This is a genomic window from Nakamurella sp. (genome assembly GCF_048594475.1).
Classification (GTDB): domain Bacteria; phylum Actinomycetota; class Actinomycetes; order Mycobacteriales; family Nakamurellaceae; genus Nakamurella.
Genome location: NZ_JBMDXT010000108.1, coordinates 1 through 14,867, shown reverse-complemented (window position 1 = coordinate 14,867; position 14,867 = coordinate 1). Strand labels below are relative to the sequence as shown.

At 75.1% G+C, this 14,867-nt stretch carries 15 protein-coding genes; 7 read left to right on the top strand and 8 right to left on the bottom strand.

Going from position 1 to position 14,867, the window contains the following annotated elements; genetic code table 11:
• The coding region (locus tag ACOJUF_RS05595) for a serine/threonine-protein kinase (RefSeq protein WP_420120876.1) at positions 1 to 1,182 on the bottom strand (1,182 nt) is incomplete at its 3' end.
• A gap of 54 nt (positions 1,183 to 1,236) precedes the next feature.
• Here ACOJUF_RS05595 and ACOJUF_RS05590 point away from each other — a divergent pair.
• Entirely contained in the window at positions 1,237 to 2,385 is a 1,149-nt protein-coding gene (locus tag ACOJUF_RS05590; RefSeq protein WP_420120875.1) for a BTAD domain-containing putative transcriptional regulator, read from the top strand.
• A 24-nt stretch (positions 2,386 to 2,409) separates the two neighbouring features.
• On the opposite strand, the gene ACOJUF_RS05585 is transcribed toward ACOJUF_RS05590, so the two are convergent.
• Positions 2,410 to 3,441, bottom strand: a complete 1,032-nt coding sequence (locus tag ACOJUF_RS05585) for a tyrosine recombinase XerC (RefSeq protein WP_420120874.1) — start codon at positions 3,439 to 3,441, stop codon at positions 2,410 to 2,412.
• A gap of 147 nt (positions 3,442 to 3,588) precedes the next feature.
• On the opposite strand from ACOJUF_RS05585, the gene ACOJUF_RS05580 reads away from it, so the two are divergent.
• The 3 genes from ACOJUF_RS05580 to ACOJUF_RS05570 are packed head-to-tail and all read left to right on the top strand — an operon-like array spanning position 3,589 to position 6,730.
• Entirely contained in the window at positions 3,589 to 4,191 is a 603-nt protein-coding gene (locus ACOJUF_RS05580; protein ID WP_420120873.1) for a DUF4956 domain-containing protein, read from the top strand.
• Entirely contained in the window at positions 4,188 to 4,958 is a 771-nt protein-coding gene (locus ACOJUF_RS05575) for a polyphosphate polymerase domain-containing protein (RefSeq protein ID WP_420120872.1), read from the top strand. The genes ACOJUF_RS05580 and ACOJUF_RS05575 overlap by 4 nt, the downstream gene beginning before the upstream one ends.
• Positions 4,955 to 6,730: a carbohydrate-binding domain-containing protein gene (locus ACOJUF_RS05570; RefSeq protein ID WP_420120871.1), complete on the top strand. Its 1,776-nt coding sequence runs from the start codon at positions 4,955 to 4,957 to the stop codon at positions 6,728 to 6,730. Before ACOJUF_RS05575 ends, ACOJUF_RS05570 begins: the two co-directional genes overlap by 4 nt.
• Before the next feature lie 290 nt (positions 6,731 to 7,020).
• On the opposite strand, the gene ACOJUF_RS05565 is transcribed toward ACOJUF_RS05570, so the two are convergent.
• Both ACOJUF_RS05565 and ACOJUF_RS05560 read right to left on the bottom strand, forming a co-directional pair.
• Positions 7,021 to 7,380, bottom strand: a complete 360-nt coding sequence (locus tag ACOJUF_RS05565; RefSeq protein ID WP_420120870.1) for a hypothetical protein — start codon at positions 7,378 to 7,380, stop codon at positions 7,021 to 7,023.
• Positions 7,377 to 8,333 (bottom strand): ParA family protein, encoded by a 957-nt coding sequence (locus tag ACOJUF_RS05560; RefSeq protein WP_420120869.1) that lies wholly within the window; start codon positions 8,331 to 8,333, stop codon positions 7,377 to 7,379. The genes ACOJUF_RS05565 and ACOJUF_RS05560 overlap by 4 nt, the downstream gene beginning before the upstream one ends.
• Before the next feature lie 164 nt (positions 8,334 to 8,497).
• On the opposite strand from ACOJUF_RS05560, the gene ACOJUF_RS05555 reads away from it, so the two are divergent.
• A complete protein-coding gene (locus ACOJUF_RS05555; protein WP_420120868.1) occupies positions 8,498 to 8,905 on the top strand; it encodes a DUF4333 domain-containing protein in 408 nt (135 codons plus the stop codon).
• Positions 8,906 to 9,028: 123 nt separating this feature from the next.
• On the opposite strand, the gene ACOJUF_RS05550 is transcribed toward ACOJUF_RS05555, so the two are convergent.
• The 3 genes from ACOJUF_RS05550 to ACOJUF_RS05540 are packed head-to-tail and all read right to left on the bottom strand — an operon-like array spanning position 9,029 to position 12,272.
• Complete coding sequence (locus ACOJUF_RS05550) at positions 9,029 to 10,390, bottom strand: DNA-processing protein DprA (RefSeq protein ID WP_420120867.1); 1,362 nt, start codon at positions 10,388 to 10,390, stop codon at positions 9,029 to 9,031.
• The gene (locus ACOJUF_RS05545; RefSeq protein WP_420120866.1) at positions 10,387 to 11,904 is read right to left on the bottom strand and encodes a YifB family Mg chelatase-like AAA ATPase; all 1,518 of its coding nucleotides are present in this window, start codon (positions 11,902 to 11,904) and stop codon (positions 10,387 to 10,389) included. Before ACOJUF_RS05545 ends, ACOJUF_RS05550 begins: the two co-directional genes overlap by 4 nt.
• Positions 11,904 to 12,272 (bottom strand): YraN family protein, encoded by a 369-nt coding sequence (locus tag ACOJUF_RS05540; RefSeq protein ID WP_420120865.1) that lies wholly within the window; start codon positions 12,270 to 12,272, stop codon positions 11,904 to 11,906. The genes ACOJUF_RS05545 and ACOJUF_RS05540 overlap by 1 nt, the downstream gene beginning before the upstream one ends.
• 198 nt (positions 12,273 to 12,470) lie before the next feature.
• On the opposite strand from ACOJUF_RS05540, the gene ACOJUF_RS05535 reads away from it, so the two are divergent.
• Positions 12,471 to 14,216 carry an NAD-binding protein gene (locus ACOJUF_RS05535; protein ID WP_420120864.1) on the top strand — a complete coding sequence of 582 codons (1,746 nt, stop codon included), beginning with the start codon at positions 12,471 to 12,473 and terminating at the stop codon, positions 14,214 to 14,216.
• 41 nt (positions 14,217 to 14,257) lie between these two features.
• Here the strand turns inward: ACOJUF_RS05535 and ACOJUF_RS05530 are convergent, their stop codons facing one another.
• Positions 14,258 to 14,539: an isoamylase early set domain-containing protein gene (locus ACOJUF_RS05530; protein WP_420120863.1), complete on the bottom strand. Its 282-nt coding sequence runs from the start codon at positions 14,537 to 14,539 to the stop codon at positions 14,258 to 14,260.
• 144 nt (positions 14,540 to 14,683) lie between these two features.
• Between ACOJUF_RS05530 and ACOJUF_RS05525 the strand changes: the two genes are divergently transcribed.
• Positions 14,684 to 14,867 (top strand): hypothetical protein (locus ACOJUF_RS05525; RefSeq protein ID WP_420120862.1); only part of this gene is annotated, 184 nt, incomplete at its 3' end.

The window sequence follows — 14,867 nt, the reverse complement described above, 5'->3', positions numbered from 1 at the left end:
GGCCGGCACCGCGCCGACCGCGACCCGGCGAACCCACCGGTGGCGCCGCGGCGGGCCGCTCGCCGGGCCGGCCGGGCCGGCCGGGCCGGCCGGCGCAACCCCCGCTCCGGGTCCGGGCGCCGGGCCGACCGCTGGAGCGGCCCCCGGGACGGCCTGCGGGGTCACGCCCGGCCGGACCGGGTGGACGGCGTGCCAGAGCGGCCCGGGCTCGGCCACCGCCACGGTGGACCGGGCCGCCCAGGAGGGCCCCCAGGTGGCCGCGGCCGCCGCGCACAGCGCCAGCGCGAACGCCTCGACCGAGGGGTGGCGGTCGGCCGGCCGGCGCTCCAGCGCCCGCATGACCACCGGCGAGAAGGCCGGCGGCACCTGGGGGTTCGCCTCGGTGACGGGCCGGGCCGGCTGGGTCGCGCGGCGGGCAAGCACGGCGACGATCCCACCGTCCACGGCGTGCGGGTCGCACCCGGTCAGCGCCTGGTAGAGCACGACCCCCAGGGCGTACTGGTCGGCGGCCGGCCCGACGGCGGGCGCGGCCAGGCCCAGGGCGACCGCGGCCTGCTCCGGCGCGGCGAACCCGGGCGTGCCGACGAACTCCCCCGCCGCGGTGGCCTCCGGACCGCCGATCTCCGCCGTGACGGCCCGGTGCACCGCGGAGTCGGCCGGCGCGGAGCCCACGACGTCGGTCGCGCCGCGGAGCAGGTCCTGCCCCCGCGCGGTGCCGAAGTCGGTCACCTTCAGCACGCCCCCGCCGTCGAACATCAGGTTCGCGGGTTTCACGTCCCGGTGCAGGACGCCCTGCCGGTGCAGGTGCTGCAGCCCGGACGCCGCGGCGACGACGGCGACCAGGATCGACTCGGCGTCCATCCCCGCGTGCAGCCGGTCGGCCAGGGTGCCCCCGGTCAGCCGCTCCATGATCAGCAGGGACCGCCCACCGGCCTCCCGGTAGTCGAACACCCGGACCACGTGACGGTGGTCCAGCCCGGCCAGCAGCCGGGCCTCCCGCCGGAAGCGTTCGGCCTCGCGCGGCTCGACGGCGGCCCCGCCCGTGAGCTGCTTGACCGCGGCCGCGCGGAGCAGGCGGCGATGCCGCGCGGCCCACACGAGCCCGAACTGCCCGCGCCCCAGCAGCTCGCCGATCTCGTAATCCGGCAGCGCGGCGGCCAGCCCGGCGGCGTCGGCCGTCATGGGCGCCCTCCGCTTCGACCGGACCGGGGCACGATCTGCCAGGATCGTGACTCGATGACGATCCTAGGTGTCGGGCTGCTGGGTCCGGTGGTCGCGAGCGTGGACGGCCGGCCGGTGCCGGTGAGCAGCGCCCGGCAGGCGGCGATCCTGGCCTGCCTGGCCCTGCAGGCGCCGCGGCTGGCCGGGACGGCCCTGCTGATCGACGCGGTCTGGGGTGACGAGCCCCCGGCCCGAGCCGAACAGGGCCTGCAGCAGCATGTGTCGACGCTGCGCGGGCTGCTCGAGCCGGGCCGGCAGCCGCGCACCGGCTCCGCGCTGCTGCGCACCGAGGCGGGCGGGTACCGGCTGCGGTGCGACACGTTGGACGTCGCCGACTTCCTGGCCGCGGCCGACGCGGGAGCGCGGGCCGCGGCCGCCGGCCAGTGGGCCCGGTCGCTGGCCGCGTTCGACGACGCCGTGGCGCGCTGGCGCGGGCCGGCCCTGTCCGGCATCTGGTCGACCGCCTGGTTCGACGGGCATCGGCTGACGCTCACCGACCGCCTCCTGTCGGTCCGCGAGGACCGGATCGCCGCGCTCATCGGGGTCGGCCGGGCCGCCGAGGCCGCCGCCGACGCCGGTGCGCTGCTCACCGAACATCCCCTGCGGGAACAGCTCTGGGCCCATCTCATGCGCGCGCTGGCGGTGGGCGGGCGCACCGCCGACGCGCTGGCCGCCTACGGCCGGGCGCGCCGCGTGCTGAACGACGAGCTGGGTCTGGAACCCGGCGCCCAGCTGCGCGCGCTGGAGCGGGACATCCTCACCCGGTCGCCCGGGCTGGGGCCCGCGGACGCGGGCAGCGCTGCGGACCCGATCACCGGGCCGGTGCCGGCGGGCGGCCGATCGCCCGAGGTGGACCTCTCGGCCACCTTCCGCAGCGACGGCGGTCCGGCCCTGCCCTGGCTGCTGCTGCCCGACGGGCAGATCGTGGTCGTCCCCCCGGGCACGGTCCTGCGGATCGGGCGGCACCCGGACGCCCGGATCCGGCTCGCCGACAGCCGGGTCAGCCGGTGGCACGCCGAGATCGCGCACCACCCGGACGGGGTGCGGGTCCGCGATCTGGGTTCGACCAACGGCACCACGGTGGACGGGCTCGGCCCGGCCGGGCCGCTCGCGGACGGCGCGGTCGTGTCCGTCGGCGGGGTGCTCCTGACGTTCCACGGCTGACCGGCACCGGCCGGGCAGCCCGGCTCACGCCCGCGGGTGGGCCTGCCGGTAGACCGCCGTCAGCCGCTCGGCCGAGACGTGCGTGTAGAGCTGCGTGGTGGCCAGGCTGGCGTGCCCGAGCATCTCCTGCACCGTGCGCAGGTCGGCGCCGCCCTCCAGCAGGTGGGTGGCGGCCGTGTGCCGCAGCCCGTGCGGCGCGATCTCCGGCGCGCCGTCCACCGCCGCGGTGCGCCGGTGCACGAGCGTCCGCACCGCCCGCTGGTCGATGCGGCGGCCCCGGCGGCCCAGGAACACCGCATCGCCCGACTGCCGCCCGGCCAGGGCGGGCCGGCCCCGGTCCAGCCAGGCACCCAGCGCCCGATCGGCCGGCAACCCGAACGGGACGGTCCGCTGCTTGTCACCCTTGCCGAGCACCCGGATGACCCGCCGGTGCCGGTCGACCGCGTCCCGGTCGAGCCCGGTCAGCTCGGACACCCGGATCCCGGAGGCGTAGAGCAGCTCCAGGATGGCCTGGTCGCGCAGCGCGATCGCCGCGTCAGCGGCAGCGGAGTCCGGGTCGGCGGCACCGGTGTCCGGGTCGGTCCCGCCCGCCCCGCCGGTCCCACCGTCGGCGACCGGCCCGGGGGCGGCCGGCGGCGCGTCGAGCATCCGGCGGGCCTGGTCGGTCCGCAGCACCGCCGGCAGCGTCTTGTCCGGCCGCGGCGCGACCAGTCGGGCCCCGACGTCCTGGGGCAGCCGACCGGTGCGGTGGGCCCACGCGGTGAACCCGCGGGCCGCGGCCGCCCGCCGGCCCATCGACGAGCGGGCCGCGCCGGTGGTGCGCTGCCGGGCGAGCCAGCTGCGCAGCACCGGCAGGGTCAGCTCGGACAGCTCCGCGTCCCGGTCACCGACCAGCCGGCCCAGGTGGTCGAGCAGCGAGATCACGTCGGCCAGGTAGGCCGCCACGGTCGCCGGGGAACGGTTGCGCTCGGCGCTCAGGAACAGCTCGTAGTCGTCCAGCACGTCGATCAGTGCGGGCGGCAGCTCGCCGCGCATGGCCGCGGTCGTCCTGCGCATGCGGTCATCGTCGCACCCCCGGTTGCCGGCCGGGCGGCGCGACGCGTGGCGGACGCTGGGCCGGCACACCGGAGGCCCACAGCTTCATCCCTTTGCATGGCATTCACCCGCCATTCACCTCGGCGGCGCCGACCTGGAGGAATTCCCGTGCCGCAGATTGTCATTCTCGCCGCCGATTGGCTGGCCATCGGCCTGCTCGTTTTCGGCCTGTATTTCCCGCGCCACCGCCGCCGGGATCTTCTCGTCGCGTTCCTGGTGGTGAACATCGGAGTGCTGGCGGTCTCGGCCGTGCTCGCCGACACCGCGATCGCGGCCGGCGTCGGGCTCGGCCTCTTCGGGGTGCTCTCCATCATCAGGTTGCGGTCCTCCGAGCTCGGCCAGCACGAAGTTGCCTATTACTTCTCGGCTCTCGCACTCGGGCTGCTCGCCGGCCTGTCCCCCACACCGGACTGGATCACCCTGTCGTTGATGGCGATGATCCTCGCCGTCATGTACCTCGGTGACCATCCGCGACTGTTGCGGCGTTACCGGCACCAGCAGCTGGTCCTCGACCGGGCGTGGCCCCAGGAGGCCGCCCTGCGCGTCCATCTGGAGCAGGTGCTGGGCGCCCGGGTCCACCGGATCGTGGGCCAGCGGGTGGATCTGGTGAACGACACCACGACGGTCGAGGTGCGGTACGAGCTGCCGCCCGACGAGGGCCGGCGCATCGACCGCCCGGTGGGCGCGCACGAGACGCTGGCCGTCCGGTGATCGCCGACACCGTGCCCCGCACCGCCGGTTTCGACCCGATCGAGCTCGATGAGCTGCTGGCCCGGGCCGCCCTGCAGGACCGGGTCGACCGCAAGTACGTGCTGCCGCTCGCCGCGCTCACCCCCGTGCTGGCCGCTCTGGCCGGCCGGGCCCGGGTCCTGCAGATCGACGGACGTCGCGACTTCGACTACCGGTCAGACTATTTCGACACGCCGGACGTCGCGTGCTTCCGGCAGTCGGCGTTACGACGGCGGCGCCGGTTCAAGATCCGCACCCGGACCTACCTGAACTCCGCCCAATGCTGGCTGGAGGTCAAGACCCGCGACCACCGCGGACACACCGTCAAGCAGCGCCAGGCCCACCCGCACGACGCCACCGAGTTGCCGCTGGCCGCCCGCGAGTTCGTCGACCATGTCGTCGTCGGCGCGGAACTGCCGGGCACCTGGGACCTCTCGCTCGCGCCCACGCTCACCACCACCTACCGGCGGCGGACCCTGTTCCTGACCGAATCGGCGAGCCGGGTGACCGTGGACACCGATCTGGCCTGGGCGACCGGCACCGGCCGGATCGAGCTGGCCGGCGTGGCGATCGTCGAGACCAAGACGGCCACCAACCGACCCTGCGAGGCCGACCGCCTCCTCTGGCGCGCCGGACACCGGCCCGCCCCCATCTCCAAATACGGCACCGGGCTGGCCGCGCTGCGCCCGGATCTGCCGTCCAACAAATGGCACCGCGTGCTGAACGACTATTTCCGGAGTGCATCGTGAGATACCTGAACCGAAAGTTCCTGCTGCCGCTGGTGCTGTCGCTGACCCTGGCCACCGGCGCTTGCGCCGCCGGGCAGGCGGCCGGCACCGCCACCACCGCCAGTTCCGCCGCGTCCGCGGCGGCGACCGCGACAGTGTCCGTGTCCGACGGTACGGCCGGGCAATCCGCGGCCCAGACCCTGGCCGAGAACGCGGCCGTCGAGGAGGTGGCCGACACCGCCGGACAGGCCGAGCAGACGATCACCCTGGCCGGGACGACCGCGTCCAGCAGCTCGGACGCGGTGACGGTCGACGGCAGCGTCGTCACGATCACCGAGGCCGGCACCTACCGGGTCAGCGGGACGCTGACCGACGGCCGGCTGGTCGTCGACGTCGCCGGGGACGGGGTCGTGACCCTCATCCTGGACGGGGCCGACATCGCCACGGCCACCGGATCGCCGCTGGTCGTGACCGACGCCCAGGCGGTCGTCGTCGAGCTGGCCGACGGCTCGCAGAACACGCTGACCGACACCGGATCTTCCGACAGCAACACCGACACCGACGAGCCGAACGCCGCTCTCTACAGCACCGCCGACCTGACCATCACCGGCAGCGGCGCGCTGACCGTGCACGGCGTCGAGGACGGCATCACCGGCAAGGACGGCCTGGTCATCGAGTCGGGCGCGATCACCGTGGACGCCGGCGACGACGGGATTCGCGGCAAGGACTACCTGGTCGTCACCGGCGGCACGATCACCGTCACCGCCGGCGGCGACGGGCTGACGTCCGACAACGCCGAGGACGCCACCATGGGCTACGTCGCCATCGAGGGTGGAGCCATCGTCGTGACGGCCGGCGGCGATGGCGTCGACGCCACCACCGACGTCGTCGTGGCGGGCGGATCGCTGCAGGTGCAGGCGGGCGGCGGAAGCGGCACGAGCCCGGCCGAGGACCCGTCGACCAAGGGGCTCAAGGGCGACGTGAGCGTCGTGGTCGGCGGCGGCACGGTCACCGTGGACGCGTCCGACGACGCCCTGCACAGCAACGGGTCGGTGACCGTCGACGGGGGTGTGGTCACCCTGTCCTCCGGTGACGACGGCGTGCACGCCGACGGCGACACCGTCATCAATGCCGGCACCGTGACGATCACCCGCTCCACCGAGGGCCTCGAGGGCGCCACCGTGACGATCAACGGCGGTGACGTGACCGTCACCAGCTCCGACGACGGTCTCAACGCCGCCGACCAGCTGACCGTCGGCGGCGGGACGGTGGTGGTGAACGCGGACGGCGACGGCCTGGACTCCAACGGCTCGGCCACCATCAGCGGCGGCACGGTCGTGGTGAACGGCCCGACCGAGAACATGAACGGCGCCCTGGACTCGGACGGCTCGTTCACCGTGACCGGAGGCGTGCTCCTGGCCGTCGGCAGCTCCGGGATGGCGGAGGCACCCGACGCCACGTCCACCCAGGGGTGGCTGGCGGCGACGCTCACCTCCACCCAACCGGCCGGCACCGTCGTGCACGTCGTCGCGGCCGACGGCACCGTGGTCGCCTCGTTCACGGCGTCGAAGGCATTCTCGTCGCTGGTGTACTCGTCGTCCGCCATCACCGGCGGAAGCACCTACACGATCGCCGCCGGCGGCTCGACCGGCGGCGACTCGACCGGCGGGCTCGCCGCGAGCGGCTCGGTCGACGGCGCGACCACGGTCGGCACGGTCACCGCGGGCCAGGCGCCGGCCGGCGGGATGGGCATGGGCCCGGGCGGCGGAACGGTTCAGCGGCCCGGCGGCTGACCGGGCAGCGCCCGGCGGGTGCGGGCCTCGTGCTGCGGCACGCGGCCCGCCCGTCGCTCACCATCCGGACGCCCACGGCGGCCGGGCATCGGCCGCCGACTCCCCGGTGGGGGCCGGAGGGCGGGGCGGTCCATCCTGCGCGGTCGGGCATCGGCCGGTGACATCGGGTGAATCGCCCTGTTGATGCCCTTGAAGAGCAGCCACGCCGGCCATCGATACATGACGGCCCGACCTGCACCGTCAAGCGCGGGCCGCGGCCTGTGGCCAAGGCCTCCCGTCGCCCCCGTCGGTCAGTGCCGGAAACGGTTCAGCGGGGGCAGCGCGGCCACCTGCTGGGCCACCCGCATCCCGACGTCCCGCTGCAGATCGAGCAGCGCCTGCATCATCGTGAAGTAGCGCTCGGCCAACGCGATCGGATCGAGCAGACCGGTCGGCTGGCCGGTCGCCGCGGGCGGGATGGGTGCGGCCGCGGGTGCGGGCCGGCGCGGCGGGGCGGTCGCGGCCGACGGGCCGGACGGGGCGGCGGACGAGGGACCGGCCGGCGGCGCGGGAGGCTCCGCCTCCGCCGCGGGCGTGCCGTTGAGCCATGACATCGGCGGGTCGGCCGGCGTCGCGCCGGTGAACAGACCCTCCAGGTTCGGCCTGGTCATACCGCTACCTCCAGTCGGGGCTTGCTGCCACCCTTGCGAGCCTTCATCGCGGCCAGCACCTCGTCGGCGAGAGCCGCGTAGTCCGCGGCCAACCCCTCGGCCGAGGTGTTGCGGCTGAGCAGGCTGTCCTTGGTCTGGGCCGGTTCGCCCTCGCGCAGCCGGGACAGCCTCGTCTTGGTGTCCATCCGGTGCAGCTCGGTCAGCTCGTGCGGCAGGAGCCCGCGGCTGCGCATGTCGACCGCGGCGCTCTCCAGGTAGCGGATCGAGGTCGGAAAGACCGGCGCAGCGTCGCCCAGGGTCTCCTGGAGCGCGGCGCGGACCCGGCCGATCATCCGCGTGCTGCCGGCGCGCACGCCGAACAGCACCACGCCGAGCAGGGTGAGGTCGGGGTTGACGGCCCGGGCCGCCGCGAACCGCTGGGCGACCACGACCAGGCCGTCCAGGCTGGCCTCGTCCGAGCGGGTGGGGATGATCAGGAAGTCGGCGGCGCCGAACACCAGCTCCTGCAGGATCGGCTCGCCCGGCGGGGTGTCCACCAGCACGACGTCGTAGTCGGCCGCGTCCGCCGGGTCGCCCGGGGCGGCCGGGGCGGCCGCCGCCTCCGGCTTGACCTTGTCCAGGGCCGGGGCCAGGCCCGGCAGCGTCGCGCCGCGGGCGCCGCGCGCGGTGAACGCGGGCGGGACGTCCCACAGGGCGGGGCCGCCCGGGACCACGTCGAGCCGGTCCCGGACGCCGCGGACGACCTCCAGGGGCAGCCCGTGGGTGATCGCCAGCGACAGGTTGCCGCCGTCGCCCGGCGGGTAGCCCAGGTCACGCGCGAGATTGGCCTGGGGATCGGTGTCCACCACCAGCACCCGGGAGCCGCCGGCGGCCAGCTGGCCGGCCAGGCCGGCGGTCAGGGTGGTCTTGCCCACCCCGCCCTTGCCGTTGGCGATCGCGACGACTCGTCGCATGCCACACATCCCTTCGTCGGGTGCTCTCATTCCCAGGTCCGTGCGAATCGTCCCGTCCGGATCCGACCCGGCGGGAGTGCCACGCCGTGTCCGGGTCGACATCGGGCCGAGTTCAGGGTATCGACTCAGGTGGTGGTGGCGACAGCCGTCGACAGGGGGTTCACGTGGCCGGAGACGGTGGGCGCCGCCGGCGGGCGGTCCGGGGCACGGCCCTGGCGAGTGTGCTGCTGGTGGGCCTGCCGCTCGCCGGCTGCTCCGGGGTGGCCGGCACCGCGGTCGCCGCCCCGACCAGGACGACGTCCGCCCCGGCGGTCGACCGGTCGGGTCCGGTGCTCATCTTCGACGAGCGACGGGTCGCCGCCGGGGTCACCCAGGTGCTGACCGACGATCCGCCGGACGGCTACGGCCTGACCGGTGTGCGTGGCGTCACCTGCCCCCGGAACCAGCGGGTCGAGGTCGGCGCCACGTTCGACTGTGCATTCACGCTCGACGGCCGGCCCAGCACGGTGACCATCATCGTGCGCAGCGCCGATGGGCTGTACGAGGTGCAGCCGCCGAACCGGCCCACCTGACCCCATCCCCATGCCGTCCCACGCCCCGGGCCGCCGCGGTGGCGCACGACGACGGGCGGCGGCGGCTCACCCGCGGCGAGCGACGCGGCCGCTGCGGGGCCGGGCCCGGCGCTCGCCGCGGCGTCAGGACCGTGGCCGGCGGATCCGGTGCCACAGCGGCCCCTCCTGGTCGACCAGGCCGTGCACCTGCAGCACCGCCAGCGCGCCGAGCACCGCGGCCACCGGCAGCCCGGACTCGACCACCAGGTCGGGCACCGCCACCGACCCGCGGGCCGGGAAGGCGTCGTAGATCCGCGCCGTCTCCGGCGCCAGCCCGTCCGTGGGATGCCGTGGATCCTCTCCCGGCACAGCGCCGTCCCCCGCCCCCGCGTCGCCGGGCGACCCGACCGCCCGCAGGGCGCCGGACGCACCGCCGAGCGCGGCCAGCACGTCGTCGGCACCGGTCACCAGCTGCGCGAACCGGTCGGCCAGCAGCAGATGGCACCCCACCGACATCGCCGACGTCACCGGCCCGGGCACCGCCATCACCACCCGGCCGAGCTGCTCCGCGGCCGCCGCCGTCGACAACGTCCCCGACCGCCGGCCCGCCTCGACCACCACCGTGCCCGCCCCGAACGCCGCGATCAGCCGGTTCCGCACCAGGAACCGGTGGCGCGCGGGCACCGTCCCCGGCGGGTACTCGCTCACCACGGACCCGAACCGCGCGATCAGGTCCAGCAGCTCCCGGTTCGCCTCCGGATACGCCCGGTCGATCCCACAGGCCAGCACCGCGACCGTCACCGATCGGCCCGCCCTCGACCCGGCCGGCCCACCCACCGCCGCCGTCGAGGCCCCGGTCGAGGCCCCGGACGAAATCGAGGCCACCGCCGTCGACGACCGGACCACCTGCAACGCCGACCGGTGCGCGGCGGTGTCGATCCCGAACGCCGCCCCGGACACCACCAGCCGCCCGGCCCGGGCCAGCTCGTGGGCGATCTCCGCCGCCACCCGCGTCCCGTACGGGCTGCTGGCCCGTGACCCGACCAGCGTCACCGCCCGGTCCGGCAGGTGCGCCAACGGCCGCCCCCGCACGTACAGACCGACCGGTGGTCCCGACCCCCGCACCCCGCGGGCCATCGCCCCGGCGAACGACGCCACGGCCGCCGCCGGCCACTCCGCGTCCTGCGGCCCGATCAGCCGCGCGCCCACCCGGGCGGCCGCCACCAGGTCGGCCCGCGCCCGCGCGACCAGCCCGGCGGGATCGACCCCGTCCACCCGGGCCGCGGTCGCGGCGATCACCGGGCGGGACGCCCGGCGGGCCAGCACCGCCGACCACGCCGCCGCCGGTCCGTGCGCCAGCACGAACCGCGCCACAGCGGCCGACGGCGGCTCGCACACCCGCACCAACCCGGCCAGCGCCACCCGCTCCGGGTCCACCGCCGGGTCGCCGCCGGGACCGTCCGGCCCGCTCGGACTGCTCGGGGTCCCGCTCCCACCCTCGATCACAGCGTCTCCCCGCACCGCAGGGCCAGCGCCGTCGCCACGTCCGCCACCGACGGCACGTCCCGGCCGGCCAGGTCCGCCACCGTCAACGACAGCCGCAGCACCCGGTCGAATCCCCTCCCGGTCAGCCGGCCCGACCGCACCGCCCGTTCCAGCAACTGCCCCTCCGCCTCCCCCGGCGACCACCACCGCCGCACGACCGCGCCCGGCACCGCGGCCGTGCTCCGCCACGGTGTGTCCCGCCACCGGTGGGCCGCCCGTTTGCGCGCCAGCGCCACCCGTTGCGCGACGACCGCGCTCGATTCGCCCTGCCCCACGACCGACGTCAGAATCGACGGCGGCAACGCCGGGAGATCGATGCGAATATCCATCCGGTCCATCAATGGCCCAGACAATCGGTTCAGGTAATTGCGCCGTTGCACCGACCCGCACCGGCAATCGGCGTCGTTCGCCGCCGCGCACGGGCACGGATTGGCCGCGAGCACCAACTGGAACCGCGCCGGAAACCGCACCACCCCCGACGACCGGGCCAGCAGCACCGCACCCTCCTCCAGCGGTTGCCGCAGGGCATCGAGCGCCCGCCGCTCGAACTCCGGCGCCTCGTCCAGGAACAGCACCCCGTGATGGGCCAGACTCACGCTGCCGGGCCGGATCTGGCCCGATCCGCCGCCGATGATGGCCGCCTGGGTGGCCGAGTGATGGGGGTCGACGAACGGCGGCCGGGTGATCAGCGGGGTCCGCTCGTCGAGCATGCCGGCCACCGAATGGACCGCGGTGACCTCCAGTGCCTCCTCGTCGTCCAGCGGCGGGAGGATGCCCGGCAGCCGGGACGCCAGCATCGTCTTGCCCGCGCCGGGCGGCCCGAGCATGGCCAGGTGGTGCCCGCCGGCCGCGGCGATCTCCAGGGCCAGCCGCGCCTCGTCCTGACCGAGCACGTCGGCCAGGTCCGGGCCGTCCGCCGGCGGCGCCGGGTCGGGAGCGACACCGGCGACCAGGCCGTGGTTCTCGCCCAGCAGGCTGGCCACCAGATCGGCCAGGGTGGCCGCCCCCCACACCGTCATCCCGGTCGCCAGGGCCGCCTCGGACAGGTTCCCCAGCGGCACGACGGCCCGGGTCCGGCCGGCCGCCCGGGCCGCCAGGACCGCCGGCAGCACCCCGCGCACCGGACGCAGCGTGCCGTCGAGGCCGAGCTCGCCGATCAGCACCGCCCCACCGGCGGCCGCCACCGGCACCGTCCCCGCCGCGGCCAGCACGGCCACCGCCAGCGCGACGTCGTACCCGGCGCCGCTCTTGCGCAGCGCCGCCGGCGAGAGGCCCAACGTGATCCGCCGGTCGGGCCACTTGTGCCCCGAGTTCACGATGGCCGCCCGGATCCGGTCCCGGGACTGCACGATCGCCTGGTCCGGCATCCCGATCACCGACGTGCCGGGCAACCCGGCGGACAGATCCGCCTCCACCGTCACCAGTTGTCCGATCAGCCCGGTCAACCCGACCGACCAGGTGCGCGCCAGCGTCATCAGAACGCCTGCGGACGATGCTCGATCACCGGCGGGCCGTCCGGCGGCAGCAACACCCCGACCACATCGAAGCGCACCACCGGGAAGGCCCGGATCCGGTTCTCGCTGAGCCACAGGAGCCCCAGCCGCCGCAACTTTCGCCGTTTGCCCTGCGTCACCGCCTCGAACGGGGTCCCGTACCCCACCCCGCTGCGCGTCTTGACCTCGCAGAAGACCACCGTCTCGGCGGTCGCGTCGGTGGCCACGATGTCCAACTCGCCCTCGGGGCAGCGCCAGTTCCGGCTCAGCACGGTCAGCCCCGCGCGGGTTTGCAGGTGTGCGGCGGCAAGTTCCTCGCCGCGCCGTCCGAGATCGTCCTTGGCTGCCACCCGGTCACTGTGCGGGAGCCGGTGCCCCGACGGGCCCGGATGGCCGGGAATGTGGACAACTTCGGGGTTGGGGACAAAAGCCGGGGTCGGTGCGGGGGCCGGCGCGGCGGTGTCGGTGGTGGTCCGGAGAATTGGCCCGACCGGATCGTTCCCTCGCGGGCGGCCCGGGCCTCGGACGGGATCAGGAACGGAGCCGGCATGCCGATCGGCGGTCATGTGGTGCTGTGCGGCACGGTCGGCATCGGCGGCCGGATCGCCGAGCAGCTGTACCGGGCCGGCGAAACCGTCGTCGTGCTCGAACAATTCGCCTCTCCCGAGCTGCCGACGCTGGCCCGCGAGTGGGGTCTGCACACCGTGCCGCCGGCCGGGTCGATCGCCGACACGCTGGCCGCCGCCGGCCTGGACCGGGCCCGCGCGATCGTCTGCGTGACCGGGGACGACCTGACCAACCTGCAGATCGCCCTGCTGGCCCGGCAGGACCATCCCGAGCTGCGGGTGGTCGCCCAGGTGGGCAATACCGCGATCCGGCAGGCGCTGACCACCGACGGCGGCCCCGGGGCGGTGCTGGACGTGGCCACGCTCAGCGCGCCCGCCATCGTCGACGCCTGCCTGCGCCGGCAGGTGCACCCGCTGCCCATCGAGCAGCAGGACTTCCGGGTGGCCGTGCTGCCGGTGGACCGGCCGGGGACGCTGCGGGCTCGGTTCGGCGACCTGGCCCCGGTCGCCGTCATCCGCGGCGGCACCGGCGAGGTGCTGGCCGGCCCGGGACGGGACCTGGAGATCGCCCCTGACGACTGGGCGGCCGTGCTCGGCACGCCCGCCGAGTTCGCGGCGGCCGGCCACCCGCCGGACACCCTGGTGGAGGCGCCGGCCCCGCCACCGGCGCATCCCCGCTGGCGACGCATCACCGCCGCCGTCACCGGCGTGCTCGCCGACTTCGACCGCGGCCTGTTCCGCGCCCTGATCGCGCTGGTCACGCTGGTCGGGGTGTCCACCGTCGTGCTCTGGCGCGGCTACCGGCTGCCGGGCATGTCCGCGCTGGACGCCCTCTACTTCAGCACCGAGACGGTCGCCACGGTCGGGTACGGCGACTTCAACTTCGTCGACCAGGATCCGTGGCTGCGGATGTGGGCAATCTTCCTGATGCTGGCCGGCATCACGACCACGGCCATGCTGATGGCGTTCCTGGCCGACATGCTGATCAGCCGCCGGCTCAACCACGGCATCGGCCGCCGGCGCGCGCGCGGCGCCAGCGGGCACATGGTGGTGATCGGGCTCGGCTCGTTCGGCATCAAGGTGGCGGCGTCCCTGCTGGCCGCCGGGCACCGGGTCGTCATCGTCGAACGCGACGCCGGCAACCGTTTCCTGGCCGACGCCGCCGCCCTCGACCTGCCGGTGATCTTCGGCGACGCGACGCTCCGGTCGACCCTGGAGGCGGCGAGGGTGCCGGACGCCGCGGCGGTGGCCGTCCTGACCGGCAACGACATGGTCAACATCGAGACCGCGCTGGCGGTACGGGATCTGCTCGGTCCGGCCTGGGGGCAGGGCCCGACCCTGCCGGTCGTGGTGCGGGTGTTCGACCGGGGCCTGGGCCGGACGGTGGCCCGCCGCTTCGGGTTCCGGCACGTGCAGTCCACCGAGGAGGTCGCGACGGTCTGGTTCGTCGGCGCCGCGCTCGGGCTGGACGTGCTGGGGTCCTTCCCGGTCGCCGACCGGACGTTCATGGTCGGCCGGTTGCGGATCGACACCGGCACCGGCCTGGTCGGCCTGGCCATGCACGAGCTGTCGCGCAACGCCCGGGTGATTGCGATCGACCGGGGCGGCGCCGGGCGCCTGGAACACCCGCCACGGCGGGGAACCCGTTTCGGGCCGGGCGATCTGGCCTACGTGGTCGGTCCCTACGAGGAGTTGATCGGGCTGCTCCGCAGCGCCCGGGCCTGGTGACCCGGGCGCCGGCGGCAGCCCGATCCCGTCGGGTCGGCGGCTCAGACCTTGACGAGAGTGCCTTCGTGCGTGACGGTCTCGGCGTCCGGGTCGTCGAACCAGACCCCGCCGTCACCCAGGTAGCGGAAGCAGATCTCCTGCCCGGCAGGAACTTCCACGCTCACGCTGCGGGTGCCGTTGCTGCGCTTGACCAGCTTGTGCACCCCGGGCTTCCAGTCGTTGAAGGTGCCGACGGCGGAGACGGCGCCCGGGTGGATCTCGTCGGGCAGCACGAACATGACCTTGGCGGTGGTCGCGGACTTCTTCTGTATGCGGATCGTCACTTTGCTTCCATCGGGTACGTCGGGCGCCACACGGCGCGGGAACGGACGGTCATAGAATACCGGCCCCACACCCCCCGAATGGCCGCAGACACGACGCGGCAACGAACTCGAAACGTCGCCGTCCGGACATCGGACGGCCCATTCATGATCCATTTGCGGAAACCCGTTCCGGCCGGCCCGCTATCGTTGTCGGAGGCGTTCACCGCCCGGCGGGAGGCGCCCCGGGGTGGCGTCGGGCACAATCGCCGGATGGGGACCGGACACCGCCGCGGCCCGCTCGCGGCGCTCAGCGCGGCCGCCCGGGCGGCCGCGCTGATGGCCCCCCTGG